This is a genomic window from Halpernia sp. (assembly GCF_048269545.1).
GTDB lineage: Bacteria > Bacteroidota > Bacteroidia > Flavobacteriales > Weeksellaceae > Halpernia.
The window spans coordinates 128,106-143,184 of record NZ_JBLXIJ010000001.1 but is presented as its reverse complement, the minus strand read 5'-3'; the positions used below and the strand labels follow the sequence as shown (position 1 = coordinate 143,184).

At 30.1% G+C, this 15,079-nt stretch carries 14 protein-coding genes; 3 read left to right on the top strand and 11 right to left on the bottom strand.

Features of this window, described 5'->3' with window-relative positions:
- The first annotated feature begins 147 nt into the window (after nucleotides 1-147).
- Nucleotides 148-3,522 (top strand): transcription-repair coupling factor, encoded by a 3,375-nt coding sequence (mfd, locus tag ACN0WB_RS00595; RefSeq protein WP_417427795.1) that lies wholly within the window; start codon nucleotides 148-150, stop codon nucleotides 3,520-3,522.
- Nucleotides 3,523-3,536: 14 nt separating this feature from the next.
- Nucleotides 3,537-4,100, top strand: a complete 564-nt coding sequence (gene pth / locus ACN0WB_RS00590; protein ID WP_417427793.1) for an aminoacyl-tRNA hydrolase — start codon at nucleotides 3,537-3,539, stop codon at nucleotides 4,098-4,100.
- 3 nt (nucleotides 4,101-4,103) lie between these two features.
- Here pth and ACN0WB_RS00585 read toward each other — a convergent pair whose 3' ends face one another.
- The 9 genes from ACN0WB_RS00585 to ACN0WB_RS00545 form a co-directional block, all read right to left on the bottom strand.
- Nucleotides 4,104-4,772: a carbonic anhydrase gene (locus ACN0WB_RS00585; protein ID WP_417427791.1), complete on the bottom strand. Its 669-nt coding sequence runs from the start codon at nucleotides 4,770-4,772 to the stop codon at nucleotides 4,104-4,106.
- A gap of 105 nt (nucleotides 4,773-4,877) precedes the next feature.
- Complete coding sequence (locus ACN0WB_RS00580) at nucleotides 4,878-5,432, bottom strand: serine acetyltransferase (protein ID WP_417427789.1); 555 nt, start codon at nucleotides 5,430-5,432, stop codon at nucleotides 4,878-4,880.
- A gap of 105 nt (nucleotides 5,433-5,537) precedes the next feature.
- The gene (locus ACN0WB_RS00575; RefSeq protein WP_417427788.1) at nucleotides 5,538-6,719 is read right to left on the bottom strand and encodes a glycosyltransferase; all 1,182 of its coding nucleotides are present in this window, start codon (nucleotides 6,717-6,719) and stop codon (nucleotides 5,538-5,540) included.
- Nucleotides 6,719-7,282: an acyltransferase gene (locus tag ACN0WB_RS00570; RefSeq protein ID WP_417427786.1), complete on the bottom strand. Its 564-nt coding sequence runs from the start codon at nucleotides 7,280-7,282 to the stop codon at nucleotides 6,719-6,721. Before ACN0WB_RS00570 ends, ACN0WB_RS00575 begins: the two co-directional genes overlap by 1 nt.
- Entirely contained in the window at nucleotides 7,279-8,439 is a 1,161-nt protein-coding gene (locus tag ACN0WB_RS00565) for a glycosyltransferase (RefSeq protein WP_417427784.1), read from the bottom strand. Before ACN0WB_RS00565 ends, ACN0WB_RS00570 begins: the two co-directional genes overlap by 4 nt.
- Nucleotides 8,429-9,448 (bottom strand): glycosyltransferase family 2 protein, encoded by a 1,020-nt coding sequence (locus tag ACN0WB_RS00560; protein ID WP_417427782.1) that lies wholly within the window; start codon nucleotides 9,446-9,448, stop codon nucleotides 8,429-8,431. The genes ACN0WB_RS00565 and ACN0WB_RS00560 overlap by 11 nt, the downstream gene beginning before the upstream one ends.
- Complete coding sequence (locus tag ACN0WB_RS00555; protein ID WP_417427781.1) at nucleotides 9,441-10,310, bottom strand: glycosyltransferase family 2 protein; 870 nt, start codon at nucleotides 10,308-10,310, stop codon at nucleotides 9,441-9,443. The genes ACN0WB_RS00560 and ACN0WB_RS00555 overlap by 8 nt, the downstream gene beginning before the upstream one ends.
- Entirely contained in the window at nucleotides 10,310-11,431 is a 1,122-nt protein-coding gene (gene glf / locus ACN0WB_RS00550) for a UDP-galactopyranose mutase (RefSeq protein ID WP_417427779.1), read from the bottom strand. Before glf ends, ACN0WB_RS00555 begins: the two co-directional genes overlap by 1 nt.
- Nucleotides 11,432-11,562: 131 nt before the next feature.
- Nucleotides 11,563-12,132 (bottom strand): acyltransferase, encoded by a 570-nt coding sequence (locus ACN0WB_RS00545; protein ID WP_417427777.1) that lies wholly within the window; start codon nucleotides 12,130-12,132, stop codon nucleotides 11,563-11,565.
- An 83-nt stretch (nucleotides 12,133-12,215) separates the two neighbouring features.
- Here ACN0WB_RS00545 and ACN0WB_RS00540 point away from each other — a divergent pair, with 83 nt between their 5' ends.
- The gene (locus ACN0WB_RS00540) at nucleotides 12,216-13,214 is read left to right on the top strand and encodes a glycosyltransferase (RefSeq protein WP_417427775.1); all 999 of its coding nucleotides are present in this window, start codon (nucleotides 12,216-12,218) and stop codon (nucleotides 13,212-13,214) included.
- Here ACN0WB_RS00540 and ACN0WB_RS00535 read toward each other — a convergent pair whose 3' ends face one another.
- Both ACN0WB_RS00535 and ACN0WB_RS00530 read right to left on the bottom strand, forming a co-directional pair.
- Nucleotides 13,215-13,895: an NAD-dependent epimerase/dehydratase family protein gene (locus ACN0WB_RS00535; protein ID WP_417427773.1), complete on the bottom strand. Its 681-nt coding sequence runs from the start codon at nucleotides 13,893-13,895 to the stop codon at nucleotides 13,215-13,217.
- A gap of 371 nt (nucleotides 13,896-14,266) precedes the next feature.
- Nucleotides 14,267-15,079 carry a glycosyltransferase family 32 protein gene (locus ACN0WB_RS00530; RefSeq protein WP_417427771.1) on the bottom strand — a complete coding sequence of 271 codons (813 nt, stop codon included), beginning with the start codon at nucleotides 15,077-15,079 and terminating at the stop codon, nucleotides 14,267-14,269.

The window sequence follows — 15,079 nt, the reverse complement described above, 5'->3', positions numbered from 1 at the left end:
AAAAAATTGGTTTTCAAACTTTAACAAATTTTAGTACTGAAATTTAATTTTCGTAAATTTGCAATTCACAAACGGTCTCGGGGAAATCCTGAAATCGTTTTTTGCCGTTTTCGGTTTTAATGAAAACGGTTTTTTACAAAATAACAAATGCAGTTAAAGTCCATTCAGGAAACACTTCTTCCCCATTTATTGAAAAATAATTTTGCGGCGGATATTTTTAAAAATTTAGATCAAAAGAAACTTTCAGTAAAAGGTTTTGCGGGTTCGGCGCATTCACTTTTCATTGCAGAATTGTTTTTAACCCAGAAAAAAGACATCTTCTTTTTGGTTGATGATAAAGAAGAAGCACTTTATATTACGACGGAATTGGAAGAACTTTTAGGCAAAGAAAATGTACTTTATTTCCCTGCAACACATCTTGAACCGTATCAAATTGAGAAAACACAAAACGCCAATTTGGTTTTAAGAACCGAAGTTTTAAATAGAATTTTAACTGAAAAATCACCAAAGGTTATTATTTCGCCGATTATTGCAATTGCGGAAAAAGTCATTAAAAAGGAAGATTTTTCCGCCATTTCGCACACTTTAAAAGTAGGTGATAAACTGGATTTTGATTTTGTAGATGAACTTTTAAATCATTATCAATTTTTACCCGCAGATTTCGTTTCAGAACCGGGTGAATTTTCCGTGAGAGGGGGAATTGTGGACGTTTTTTCTTATTCAAATGAACAGCCTTATAGAATTACTTTTTTCGGAAATGAAATTGAAAGCATCAAAAAATTTGATATTGAAACGCAACTTTCAAAGGAAAAAGTAGAAGGTTTTCAGTTGGTTTCAAATATGAGCGCATCAACTTCTACAACCAAGGTTTCGGTTTTAAATTTATTGCCGAATAATTCATTTATTTTATCTAAAAATTTGGAATTTTGTGCTTTAAAAATCAAAGAATTTTATAAAAAAGCAGAAGAGAAATTTGAGAATTTAAATAAAGACCTTAAGCACCAAAAACCTTCAGAATTATTTATTTCAAAGGAAGAATTTAATCAAACTTTACAAGCATTTTCACAAATTGATTTTGTTTCTATCGCAAATTCAACTTTCACGAAAGACTTTTTCAGCATTGAGTTTCAGCAAACTTCACAACCATCTTTCAATAAAAATTTTGAATTATTAACCGAAAATTTAGAGGAAAAATTAGCGGAAAAATATGATATTTGGATTTCTTTTTCCGGTGAAAAGCAGAAAGACAGATTGGAAAGTATTTTCAAATCTTTGGAGAAAAACGTGCCTTTTAAAAGTTTTAAATCTGAACTGCATGAAGGTTTTGTAGATGCGGAACACAAAATTTTGGTTTACACAGATCACCAAATTTTCGACCGTTACCAAAGATTTCAGACTAAAAATAATTTTGCAAAAAGTGAACAATTGACTTTGAAGGATTTGATGTCTTTAAAAGTCGGAGATTACATTGCACACATCGATCACGGCGTGGGAAAATTTATGGGTTTGGTGAAAGTGAACAATAATGGAAAAGTTCAAGAATGTTTTAAATTAACCTACAAAAACAACGATTTATTATACGTTTCTATTCATTCTTTGCATAAAATTTCAAAATATAACGGATCCGACGGTAGAGAAATTGTGCTTTCAAAACTCGGTTCGCCTGCGTGGAAATCTTTAAAACAAAAAACAAAAGCAAAGGTAAAACAGATCGCTTTTGATTTAATTAAACTTTACGCACAACGAAAATCGGCGAAAGGATTTGCTTATGCGCCAGATACTTATTTGCAAAATGAGCTGGAAGCAAGTTTTCTCTATGAAGATACGCCAGATCAGGAAAAAGCCACTTTTGACGTAAAAACCGATATGGAAAAAGAAACCATTATGGATCGTTTGATTTGTGGTGACGTTGGTTTTGGTAAAACAGAAATTGCAATTCGAGCGGCTTTTAAAGCGGCAACTGATGGAAAACAAGTCGCAATTTTAGTTCCGACGACAATTTTGGCTTTTCAACATTATAGAAGTTTTACGGAAAGATTAAAAGATTTTCCTGTGACAATTTCTTATATGAACCGTTTTCGTTCAGCAAAACAAAAAGCAGAAACTTTAGCCGGATTAAAAGATGGAAAAATTGATATTGTCATTGGAACGCACCAATTGGCTGGAAATGCGGTGAAATTTAAAGATTTAGGACTTTTAATTATTGACGAAGAGCATAAGTTTGGTGTTGCGGTAAAAGACAAATTGAAAAATTTAAAATCTTCAATTGATACTTTAACTTTGACTGCAACGCCAATTCCGCGGACTTTGCAGTTTTCTTTAATGGCTGCGCGAGATTTGTCTGTAATTAAAACACCACCGCCAAACAGACAACCAGTAGAAACGCAAACAATAGGATTTTCGGAAGAAGTGATTCGGGATGCGATTTCTTATGAAATTCAGCGGGACGGACAGGTTTATTTTATCAATAACAGAATTGAAAATCTAAAAGATATTGCAGGGTTAATTCAGCGCTTAGTTCCTGATGCTAAAGTAATTACAGGTCACGGACAAATGGAAGGAAAGCAATTGGAACGCAATGTTTTGGACTTTATGGAGGGAAAATATGACGTTTTGGTTTCCACCACAATTATAGAATCTGGCGTTGATGTTCCAAATGCGAATACAATTTTCATTAATGATGCGCAACGTTTTGGAATGGCAGATTTGCACCAAATGCGGGGAAGAGTTGGGCGAAGTAACAGAAAAGCGTTTTGTTATTTAATAACGCCGCCATTTGATATGATTTCTTCAGATGCGCGGAAACGTTTGGAAGCAATTGAGCAATTTTCAGATTTGGGAAGTGGGTTTCAAATTGCAATGAAAGATCTGGAAATTCGTGGTGCAGGAGATTTATTAGGCGGAGAACAAAGTGGTTTCATTAATGAAATGGGTTTTGAAACCTATCAAAAAATTATGCAAGAAGCGCTTGAAGAATTGCAAAATGATGAAGATTTTGAGGATTTATTCGAAAATGAAGAAGAGAGAAAAAAATTATTTAAATCTAATAAAGACGTAAATATCGACACCGATTTAGAATTAATGCTTCCAGATTATTACGTAAGTTCCGTGGAAGAGCGTTTGGCTTTATACCAACAATTAGCAGAAATTCCAAATCAATCGGAAATGCAATTGTTCGAGAAAAATTTAATTGATCGGTTTGGAAAATTACCTTCGGAAGCAGTGAATTTATTAAAATCCGTGGAATTAAAATGGATTGCAGAGGAAATTGGTTTTGATAAAATTGTGGTGAAAAATGGTATTTTCCTCGGATATTTTCCATCAAATCCACAAGATAAATTTTACCAAAGTGAGAAATTTAGAAATATTATTTCTTATTTAAATAAAAATCCGAAAGATGCAAAATTAAAAGAAAAGCATTCTTCTGACGGCAATCAACTGATGATACGTAAAGAAAATGTGGAAAATATTGATGAAGTAAATACTTTACTTGTAAGAATTCTTAATCCAACGTTGAGTTAATTTAAAATGAAAATATGAAATATTTAATTGTCGGTCTTGGAAACAAAGGAGAAGAATATTCAGAAACCCGCCACAATATTGGTTTTAAAGTAGCCGATAAAATTGCCGAGACTTTAGAAGCACCTTTTAAATCTTCGAACTTTGGACTTTTAGCGGAAGGAAAATACAAAGGTAGAAAAGTATTTATTTTAAAACCAGACACTTATATGAATTTGTCTGGAAACGCCGTGAAATTTTGGCTTCAAAAAGAAAATATTCCAGTAGAAAATTTAATGATTATTTCCGATGATTTAGCGCTTCCATTCGGAACTTTAAGAATGAAAAGTAAAGGTTCTGATGCAGGGCATAATGGTTTAAAAAGTATTCAAGAACAATTACAAACGCGAGATTATCCCCGTTTAAGATTTGGTATTTCTGCGGAATTTTCTGAAGGAAAACAAGTAGATTATGTTCTCGGAAAATGGGAAGGTGAAGAAAAAGAAAAACTTCCCGAAAGAATCGAGAAGTTTTCTAAAGCTTGTTTGTCATTTGTTTTCGCAGGAATTCAAAATACAATGACGGCTTTTAATGGGAAATAAATTTTAATTTTTTTTTCTGCTCATCACCCAATTTGAATTGGTAAGATTGTAGATTTTTTGAATGTCTTTTAAGATTTTTTCAAAATTAATGTCTAAATCTATCAGTTTCCCAGTTCGCATATCGAAAACCCAACCGTGAACAATCGGATATTCGTCTAATAAATATTGTTCTTGCACAACTGCCATTTTTATTACATTAATACATTGTTCTTGCACATTTAGTTCAACTAATCTGTCGTAGCGTTTGTGTTCGTCGGAAATTGCGTCCAACTCAGTTTGGTGAAGTCTGTAAACATCACGAATTGTTCGCAACCAAGGATTTAATAAACCCAAATCTTCTGCAGACATCGCTGCTTTTACACCACCGCAACCGTAATGTCCGCAAACAACAATGTGTTTTACTTTTAAATGTTCCACTGCATATTGAATAACCGCTGTAGAACTCATATCCAAAGTATTCACCACATTTGCAATATTTCTGTGTACGAACAATTCTCCCGGTTCCATTCCCATCATTTCTTCCGCAGAAACGCGACTGTCGGAACAACCAATATACAGAAATTCCGGCGTTTGAGACGCGGCTAAAGTTTTAAAAAAATCTTTGTTTTCAGTTAATTTAGATTCAAGCCATTTTTTATTATTTTCAAAAATAGCTTCGTATGATTTTTTCATTGAATAAAATTTGAGTTTAAAGTTTCCGTAATAATTTTGAATATTACAAAAATAAGGGCTAAAATTTAGAAATAAAAGAATTAGTGCAAAAAGTTTCTTTTAAATTTAATCAATTTTATTGTTAATGTAATCTAAAGTTGCATTTTCATTTATTGTAAAAGTAGCTGGATTTCCCATTGCGATTGAGTTTGAGGGAATGTCTGAATTTACATAAGAATTAGGTGCAATCAAAACATTATTGCCAATTTTTACATTTCCCACAATTACTGCATTTGGACCAATCCAAACTTCATTTCCAATTTCTGGAACGCCTTCATTTTTGCCACGATTGGCTTGTGCAATTGTAACACCTTGTGCAATATTACAATTTTTACCAATTTTAGCTTTCGGATTAATCACTAAACTTCCCCAATGTCCGAGATAAAAACCTTCGCCAATTTGTGTTTCTGGATAAATTTGAAAGCCGTATTTAATTTGAAAATGACGTAAAATTATTCGCCAAAATTTACCTAAAAAAGAATTTTTTGGATATTTTTGAGCCTTTCTTAAAAGATAAATAAAATGTAGATTTGGACTGAAACATTTTTTCCAAATTTGAAATTTAGAAAGCCATTTTCCGCTTTCGCGGTAGAAATCTTTTTGGATAATAGAATGGTTCATTGCTTTACAAAAATAGTGTTTTTGTTTTTCAGAACGAAACAAAGTGAAGTGAAGAATCTTTTAGTAGAGATTCCTGGTTCTTCGGAATGAAAAATTTGATAAAAGTTACAAGTCATCAATAATTTTAATAATAGAATTCACGGAATTTTCTAAATTAAAAGGCATTTTATAATCTTTTAAATTTTCTGAAAAAACATCAAAACTTTCCGGATTCTGCAAAGCCCTTTTCATTCCTTTATAAATTCCTTCTTCAGAATTTTCTACAATTAAACCGAGATTTCCATTTTCTAGCATTTCATTTACACCCGAAACATCGGTTGCAATAATTTTCTTTTTTAAAGTAATCGCTTCAAATAAAACCGTAGGAAAACCTTCATACCGTGAACTTAAAATATAAAAATCTGCTACTTTAAAATGCGGGTATGGATTTTCTGTAAATCCTAAAAAAGTTGAAGTTTCGGAAACATCTAAATTTTTTTGTAATTTTTTTAAATTTTCTAAATCATAACCGTCGCCAAGAATTTCTATTTTGTGCGCAAAACCTTCATCTAATAATTTTCTATGAACTTTCAATAATCTATCAAAACCTTTTTGTGGAAAAACCGTTCCTACAGAAACAAAAACGGGTTGTGAGTCTAGGATTTCATCTTCCATCCTCTGGCTTCCATCTTCACATCTTCTTCCATCTTCGGACTTTTTCAAAATTTCCTCAGTATCTAAAGGATTATAAATCCGAATTATTTTATTCTTTTCTAATTCATTTTGAGCTAAATTTTCAAAATCCTGTTGAATTTTTTCTGAAATCACCATTATTTTATCATATCCAAAGAACTTTCTAATTTCTGAATCGGTATAATTATGAAATTCTGTTTTCTTTAAATCATTGTGAATCCAAATTATTTTTTTTGAAGATTTCTGCGGTGAATTCAAAATCTCATCTCGAAAGCCATGAATTGCTGCAAATTCTACATCGTATTTTTTACCTTTTAAAATCAATTGATAAAGAAGAAATGGAAATGTTTTTAAAAGTTTTTGATAAATAACGCGAAACGCTTTTCTTGGGATATCTTGCAAACGATTAGTAGTAATCATTTCACCTTTATTCAAATACAAAATATTTACAAAATCTGGCACTTCCGCTAAATATTTCCCAGAATAAAGATTTAAAAGCAAATCAATTTCATATTTATCGCGTGGTAAATTTTTAAGAAAAGTCACCAAAACTTTTTCTGCGCCGCCATGACGCAAAGATCCGATTCTGATAAGGATTTTCTTTTTTGGTGGCATTAATTTTTCACGGGTTTGTAAACATTTGGTAAATTTTCCTTAATAAATTTATCTAAATCAGCACGATTTTTCTCTAATTCTCGAGGATACATTACATTTTTAGATAACGCTTTATCGCCGTATTCTTCAATACTGCAAATGAATTTTGCTGGAACTCCTGCATAAACTGAATTTGGAAGAGTAGAAGAATTTAAAACAGAACCAGCTCCCAAAATACAATTATCTCCCATTTCTACACCGGGTAAAAAAGTGCAATTATTACCAATAAAACAATTTTTACCAATTTTTATTCGTCCAAAATTCCGAGCATCTAAATATTTTTCCATCGAACGAATAACGTACATTGCACCGTCATGATTAATAAATGTACAACCCGCCGTGATTTTCGTTCGGTCGCCAATTTCTATTAAATAAGGTTCAGAACCAAAAGCAGGCGCTTCTATAAAAACCACATTTTCGCCTACTTTCATACCGCGACTTTTGCAAATCTCTATGTAAGCTTTGTCCACTAAATTTTGACAAAGAGTGTGAATTTTTAAGATTATTCTGTAAATGAAATTCATTTTTTGTTTTTTGCTAAATTAATAATGATTTCTTCAACAGCAGAAAATATTTTTTTACTATCAAATAGTTCCTCAGAATGTTTTAAATTTTCTTTAATATTATTAATAATTTCCGGTTTTGTAAGGAAATCTCGCATCGCATTTTGCATTGCATTCACTTCGTAATCTATAAGAATTCCATTTTTTTGATTAGTTATCATTTCCGGAATTCCGCCGACTTTGGTTGCGATAATTGGTTTTTGTAAAATTAAAGTTTCTGCAATAATCAAAGGCCAACCTTCAGATTCTGACGACAAAATAAAAAAATCTGCATTTTTAACGTAAGGATATGGATTGAGTAAAGTTCCAAGAAATTTAAAACTTTCAGTTACGCCTAAATCTTCGGCTTGTTTTTCTAAATTTTCTCTTTCTTCACCGTCACCAATAGCTATAATTTCATGTTCAAAACCTTCTTTTAAAAGATTGGCGTGTGCTTCTATTAATTTGTGAAAACCTTTTCTAGTATGCAATCTTCCTACAGAAACAAAAGTTTTTTTTGCAAAACTTAAAGGAAATTCTGCGGCTTTTAATTTTAATTCTTCAATTGGAATTGCATTAAGAATTACCTTATTTTCTGGTAATTTTATGTTTGGATAAGTTTCTACAAAAATATCTTTCGCTTGTTGAGAACCCCAAATAAAATAATCAAATTGTGGAATTTGTTTCAAAATTTCAGTAACAACAGGTTGTAATTTTGGAAACGTAATATCCGAATGAAGCCAACCAATTTTTTTTGATTTTTTATTGGAAGAATTTAGAACATCAGAAAACATAGTATAACCTGTCGCAATTTCTACATCTGCATTATTTTTCAAAATAAAAGAATCCGCAATCCAAGGAAATTTTCGGTAAGATAAAAGTTTGATTCCTCTTATGATAAAAGCCAATTTATTGAGTAAAGGATTTTTAGGGAAATCTTCTTTTCCTTTAGCTAAATATTTAAAGTTAATAAAAGAGGGAATTTGATTTCTTAATTCACCTTGAAAAAGATTTAAAGCCAAAGATAAATCAAATTTTTCTCTATCTAAATTATTAAGCATACTTAATAAAACCTTTTCCACACCGCCCATTTCCATTGAGCGGTGACGAAAAAGCACTTTTATTTTTTTATTCGACATTCGCGCCAAGATTTTTATACTGATTTTTAAAATGAGAAACCCATTTTCGAAATTCTTTTACATCTATTTTTTCTTTTACAAATTGCTCAAAATAATCTAAAGAAAAATCATTTGGAAAATTTTGGAAAACATCAAAATCACCATTTGACCAAGTTTCATTGATGAGATGATTAAATATATTTACATCAAAATTATAACCGTATTCGTGATAAGAATTGGTTGCAGAAGATTGAAATGTAGTTTTCATTGCTTCGTTTTTTAATCGCGCAATAAAATTTGGATTGTTCTGGTGTTTCTTGTAAAAAACGGAAGCATTTATTAATTGTCGTTTTTCATCAACTTTTCCGTCCATTCCTTTCCAGATTTCCAGCCAATATTCTTTTTTGTAGAAACCCATTAAAATTGAATTTAGCACCCAATATCTTTGACGTGTTTCATTATTCACAATACCGAATTTGTATAAGATAGTAAAAAGCTTAAAACGATTATAGAAAAACATTTTCATGAAAAATTCCCCTTTTAAAATTAATTTTTCTGGAATGCATCTGTTTAATTCACTGTTAATAGATTCAATTTTTTGGAATCGATCATCGGAAAAGCAGCCTAACCAACCAATTTTAAGAAGATAGATATTGTTTTCATAACAAGTTTCTCTTAATTGTGAAATTTGAACAGGTTTCGTAAACCAACAATCATCTTCGGTTATTATAAAATAATCTGTGGCCTTTTTTACAGCATCAATCCAAAGGTTTGTTGGAATTTGAAAACCGTTAATTTTTTTTTCACTTTTTAAATTTTCAATAATAATAGCACATTTCGAATGGTAATTTTCTGAAAATAGAATTTGAACATCGGGATATTTTTCTTGAATTTTTTCTAAATATTTCTTTGGAGTTCCATCATCCAAAACTTTTATAGTAAAATCACCTTTCACAAACTTGTAAATGGACGCGATGCTACGATCCAAATAAAATGGGCGGTTGAAAGACTTAATGAAAATATCAATCATAAATTTTTGATATTATTTGATGATATTTTGATTTGTATAAAGACAATAAAGCTTGAGGATTTTTTTCGCTTTTTTCAAAGCGGTATTTTGTATAAAACAATAAAGCTTTTATTTTAGATATTATTTTTATCTTTTTTCTGCCAGTAATACCTCTTCTATTGATGGCATTTTTTGCGATTTCTAAATGATCTTTAGTAGTAAAATATCTTTTTTTTATTCCCTGCGAAATACCAGTTGGAGAAACTCTATAGTAGTATAAAGGACAATTTACAAATTCAACTTTCCCAATTTCCTCTATTTTGTAATACCAATCTTGATCTAATGCATTTCTATATCGAGTGTCAATATTACCGTGCATTATAAATTTTTCTCTATCAAAAACAAAAAAGTGAGTCATGGCCATTCTACCATGTTCCAAATAAGTTGAATTACTTGGTACTTTTTTAGTAAATTCAAATATTTTCTCAATTTTTAAATCTTTATCGCAATAATACATTTGCGAGTAAGCTCCTACCAATTCATTATCTTTTTTAAAAACATCATGCATTAATTGTAGTGCTTGTGGAGTAAGTGCATCATCTGGATCTAATATAGCTCCATATTTTCCAGTGGCTAATTCGATATTTTTTGCAAGTGATTTACCATATCCAGAATTTTCACTATTCAAAAAAACTTTTATTCTACTATCAATAGATTCATATTCTTTGATAATTTCCATTGAATTGTCAGTTGAGCAATCATCTACTATGGAAAGCTCCCAATTCTCAAAACTTTGTTTAAGAACACTGTCTATAGCTTGACTAATATAATTAGCATTGTTATAGTTACACATTAGAATTGAGAAAATTACCTGATTTTGCATTATGAGAAATTTTGTATAATATCTTTAGTTAATTTTAGAGCAGAGGCAATCACCTGATGCATGTCATAATAACGATATTCTGCTAATCGACCACCAAAATAAGTATTCTTCTCAAGCTCTGCAAGTTTTCTATATTTTAGATATTTTTCTGCGTTTATTGCATTATTAATAGGGTAATAAGGTTCGTCTCCTAATTCCCATTCTTTAGGAAATTCTTTTGAAATTACAGTCTTGTTTTGTGTGCCAAATTCAAAATGTTTATGTTCAATTATTCTGGTGTAAGGTACTTCAATATCAGTGTAATTAATGACCGCATTACCTTGAAAATTTTGTTGATTGAGCAAAATCTCTTCAAAGTATAAAGATCGATATTCCAATTCTCCATAATAATTATCAAAAAATAGATTTAATGGACCGGTATATATAACTTTTTTTGCTGAATTATTCCAATTAGATCGATTTGCGAAATAGTCTGTCTCTAAAATAACTTCAATTCCTTCTAACAAATTTTCAAAAAGTGATGTATATCCTCCAATCGGAATTCCTTGGTATAAGTCGTTAAAATAATTATTATCATAAGTAAACCGAACGGGAAGTCTTTTAATTATAAATGATGGGAGATCTGTGGCTTTTCTGCCCCATTGTTTTTCTGTATATCCCTTAATCAGTTTTTCATATATGTCTGTTCCTACTAAACTTATGGCTTGCTCTTCTAAATTTTGTGGATTTTTAATACCGCTTTCTATAATCTGATCCTCTATTTTCATTTTGGCTTCTTCTGGAGTTTTTGTCTCCCAAAGTTGATAGAAAGTGTTCATATTAAAAGGTAAATTGTAGAGCTTATCCTTATAAATTGCAACAGGTGAATTGGTGTAACGGTTGAAAGTTGCAAATTTATTAACGTAATCCCAAATAGGACGATGATTTGTATGGAAAATATGAGCGCCATATCTATGAACATTTATTCCTTCAATATTTTCTGTAAATGCGTTTCCTCCAATGTGCTTTCGTTTTTCGATTACACAACATTTGAATCCTGCATCAGTTAATTCGCGTGCGCAAACCGCTCCAAAAAAACCTGATCCTACAATAAGAAAATCGAATTTGTTTACTTTATCCATATTTAATTTGAATAATAAATAATATTTAATTATTTAAAGTTCTGTTTTTTATCCCGATTAATGACTTTAAAATTTTGGAGGTTATTATATTGACTAAATAATTGTATTTTAATGATTATAAAAAAATTATGTTATAATATTTGTTTAAGATTTTGCTCTTGTTTCAATGTTACAATGTTATTACTTGGTACATCTTTAAAGATTAAAGTATTTGCTCCCAAAATTACATTATCGCCAATTGTTACATTTTTTAAAATCGTCACATTCGCGCCAGTCCAAACATTATTTCCCATTTTTATTTTCCCAGTTGTAAATTCTGTTTTTGAAACGGAAAAAGGATTTGCTGTATGTTTGTGATTATGATCAAACAATTTCATTCCTTCCCCTAAAATACAGTTTTCGCCGATTTCAATTTCGTTTAAACAAGAAATTGTAGCTCTTGTGATATAAGTGTTTTTACCTATTTTTAATTTGGCGTTTTGCTTTACGGTGATAAAATTATTTTGATTGATTGTTACATTTTCATCAAAGTCAAAAATGGCTTCTGGTGAAATATCTAAGACATTATTAATGCCTAATTTAAAACTTGGGTGAATGGAGCTTTTGGAATTTTTAAAAAATAAATTCCGTTGATGCCGACTGATAAATTTATTAAAAGTTCCTTTACAATTAAAAGCTATTTTTGCGAGTAGATTTATCATTTGTGTTTCTAAATAATTACTAACTTAAACAAAGATAAAGCTTTCCGCATAATTTAAGTATTTTTGATAAAATTTTACACTTAATGCAGCCTTTAGTAACTATTTCAATTCCAGTTTTTAAATGTGAAGATTTTCTGGTACGTTGTCTCGAATCTGTTCGTGCACAAACTTATCAGAATTTAGAAGTCACTTTAATTAATGATCAAACACCAGATAATAGCGTTGAAATTGCAGAAAAATATATTGAAAAATACCAACTTCAAAATTGGAAAATCTATCATTTAGAAGAAAACCTTGGATTGTCGGTTGTAAGAAATAAAGGAATTGAAACTGCGCAAGGAAAATATATTTTCTTTTTGGATAGCGATGATGAAATTTCTGACGATTGTATTTCAAACTTATTGATTATAGCGGAGAAAACTTCGGCACAAATGACAGTTTCTCAAATTGAATGTGAACATCAAGAAACACAGAAGAAATTTTTCTGTCTGGGAAAACTTAGTTCAGTTGATAAAATTGAGGGTAATGATTTAGTTTTAAAGGCATTCTCTGAAGAGAAAATTCCAAGTTCTGCAGTTAACAAACTGTTCTTAACAGAATATTTAAAACAAAACCAACTTTATTTTGTTCCTGACTTATTTGCTCAAGATGAATTATGGACTTTTCATCTTTGCCTAAAAATGACCAAAGTGACTTTTTTTCTAGAAAAACCAACTTATACCTATTATCTGCACGATCAATCTGTAATTCACAACAGAGATAAACGAAATTTCGACAATTGGTTTACGATTGGTGAACAAATTAATGCTTCTTTAAAAGAAGAAAAAAATCTATTTCGTAGAAATTTAATTTTAAAATATTTTACAAAATATAAAAACATGACGCTTCTGATGAACTGGAAAGCGCAGAAAAATGAAACTTTGTGGAAAGAAAGTTATACTAATTATAAAAATTTATCCGCCTTAAGTTTTGCAGATTATTTCTCAAATAATTTCGATTCTAAAACAAAAAAAGCCGATTTATTTAATAGACTTCCCACTAATTTGGGTTTTAAATTCTTTAAATGGAGATACGAACGATAATTAAGCGTAGTATTTATTTAAAATAGACAATAAATAATTTTCTTTAGAAGTTAAATTATTATCTCGAAAATAGTGTTCCGTTTCGGGGATGTTTATTTCGTAACTTGACCCGCTTTTCACTAAATTTAAATCTAATTTTTTTTGATAAAATCGCTCAATAATTTCTAAAATTTCTACAACAGAATAATTTTGTGGATATGCAATATTTACAATTTTATTTAAGCTTTCACTCATTAAAATTTCTTCTATAATTTTCTTAATGTCTTCTGCATCAATTAGGTTTCGCGTGGCTTTTGTATGGACATTTATAGTATTTCCTTCTTTGGCAGAACGCATTAAATAATTAATTAAAAGATTGGGGTTTCCGCCTTTTCCAACTGCATTACTTACTCTTAAAATTAAATATTGTGGCGCATTATTTTTGATGATTTGCTCCATTTTTAACTTGTGTAAAACATAATCACTTCCAACTTTAGAAGAATCATAAATACTACAAGTAGAAAAATAGACGAAGATTTTATCGGTGTTTTCCTCTAAAGTTTCACGAATTAAATTTTCTTCACGTTCAAATTGGGCTAAGTCTTTTTCTAAAGAATTTGAAACACCCGAAGCAAAAAACACCACATCATTGCGGTAGTTTTCTTTAAAAAGTGAAGCAATTAAACCGTTGCCAATTACCATTGTTGTTTTAGTTTTGGTAAAAATAATAAAAAAGAACAGACTTTATTAATATTTTCCACAATAAAAAAATCTGACATTTTAGGCCGGATTTTAAAATTATAAATGAGATTTTAAGATCCCAAATTTGCGTAAGAATTTTCTATAAAACTCGTCAAATCTTCTCCTTTTAAAAGGTTTTGAGATAATTCAGACAAATTAAAAGCTTGATTAATCAATATTTTTTTGAATTTGAATTTTCAGTATTAAAAATTTTTTCTGCTAAATTACTGTTAGAATTTATGACCAAATTATACATTTTCGGCATATTTCCAATTCCAAACATTTTGCTACCTTCACGTGTATGCATATCTTTCTTTACTATAATTTAAAGTTTAGTTTTTACCAAAAAGAGAAAATACTTTTATAAAAATTGTTTTTCGCAAATAATTAAATATATATCTTGTTGGGATTTGATCCAGAATTTTATTGATATCTATAAAATTATGATCATAAGTCAAAGTTTTAATTTTTTGTTTTGCAAATTTTTCTTGTTCTAGTTGGTGCAAAATCCCATACATATTTACCATTTCTTTATAGGTGTTTCTTTCTTCGGACCAGCTGTCGTGCCATGATCCAGAGAAATGATGTGTAACATAATTTTTTGGTAAATCTAAAGAAAAATAAGATGACGGATAAAGACAGATACCTTCTTTCAATTCTTGATAGGAATCATTTTGAGCATCTGCTCCAAAAACGTTAATCAATAAACGAGAGAAAATAGCGGTATTCGGTTCTTCTGCATATTTATTTTCTTCGTAATGCTCAATAATTTTTTTACCTAAAATATGTCCTTTTTCAATTCCCCAAAAAGCAGAATAGGGAATTCCTTTTATTTCAAAACCACAGACGGCAGAATGATTTAAAAAATCATTTAAAGAGTTTTTTATTTCCATATCTGTATCCAAATAAAAACCGCCATTTTCATACAAAGCTTTAGCTCTCGCAAAATCTGAAACAAACGCCCACTTTTTATTTTCGTATGCTGTTTTCACAAAATCGTTTTGTGAAACATCAAAATTATCTTCATTCCACTCAATAATTTCGTAATCAAAAAGATATTTCTTCCAAGTAGAAATACAGTATTCTACTAATTTAGGTTTTGGATTCCGACCAAACCAACAATAATGTATTTTTTTAGGAATCAT

Excerpts from the sequence above, each read along its gene's own strand:
- mfd (WP_417427795.1), top strand. The coding sequence starts at position 148 with ATGCAGTTAAAGTCCATTCAGGAAACACTTCTTCCCCATTTATTGAAA.
- pth (WP_417427793.1), top strand. The coding sequence starts at position 3,537 with ATGAAATATTTAATTGTCGGTCTTGGAAACAAAGGAGAAGAATATTCA.
- ACN0WB_RS00585 (WP_417427791.1), bottom strand. The coding sequence starts at position 4,772 with ATGAAAAAATCATACGAAGCTATTTTTGAAAATAATAAAAAATGGCTT.
- ACN0WB_RS00580 (WP_417427789.1), bottom strand. The coding sequence starts at position 5,432 with ATGAACCATTCTATTATCCAAAAAGATTTCTACCGCGAAAGCGGAAAA.
- ACN0WB_RS00575 (WP_417427788.1), bottom strand. The coding sequence starts at position 6,719 with ATGCCACCAAAAAAGAAAATCCTTATCAGAATCGGATCTTTGCGTCAT.
- ACN0WB_RS00570 (WP_417427786.1), bottom strand. The coding sequence starts at position 7,282 with ATGAATTTCATTTACAGAATAATCTTAAAAATTCACACTCTTTGTCAA.
- ACN0WB_RS00565 (WP_417427784.1), bottom strand. The coding sequence starts at position 8,439 with ATGTCGAATAAAAAAATAAAAGTGCTTTTTCGTCACCGCTCAATGGAA.
- ACN0WB_RS00560 (WP_417427782.1), bottom strand. The coding sequence starts at position 9,448 with ATGATTGATATTTTCATTAAGTCTTTCAACCGCCCATTTTATTTGGAT.
- ACN0WB_RS00555 (WP_417427781.1), bottom strand. The coding sequence starts at position 10,310 with ATGCAAAATCAGGTAATTTTCTCAATTCTAATGTGTAACTATAACAAT.
- glf (WP_417427779.1), bottom strand. The coding sequence starts at position 11,431 with ATGGATAAAGTAAACAAATTCGATTTTCTTATTGTAGGATCAGGTTTT.
- ACN0WB_RS00545 (WP_417427777.1), bottom strand. The coding sequence starts at position 12,132 with ATGATAAATCTACTCGCAAAAATAGCTTTTAATTGTAAAGGAACTTTT.
- ACN0WB_RS00540 (WP_417427775.1), top strand. The coding sequence starts at position 12,216 with ATGCAGCCTTTAGTAACTATTTCAATTCCAGTTTTTAAATGTGAAGAT.
- ACN0WB_RS00535 (WP_417427773.1), bottom strand. The coding sequence starts at position 13,895 with ATGGTAATTGGCAACGGTTTAATTGCTTCACTTTTTAAAGAAAACTAC.
- ACN0WB_RS00530 (WP_417427771.1), bottom strand. The coding sequence starts at position 15,079 with ATGATTCCTAAAAAAATACATTATTGTTGGTTTGGTCGGAATCCAAAA.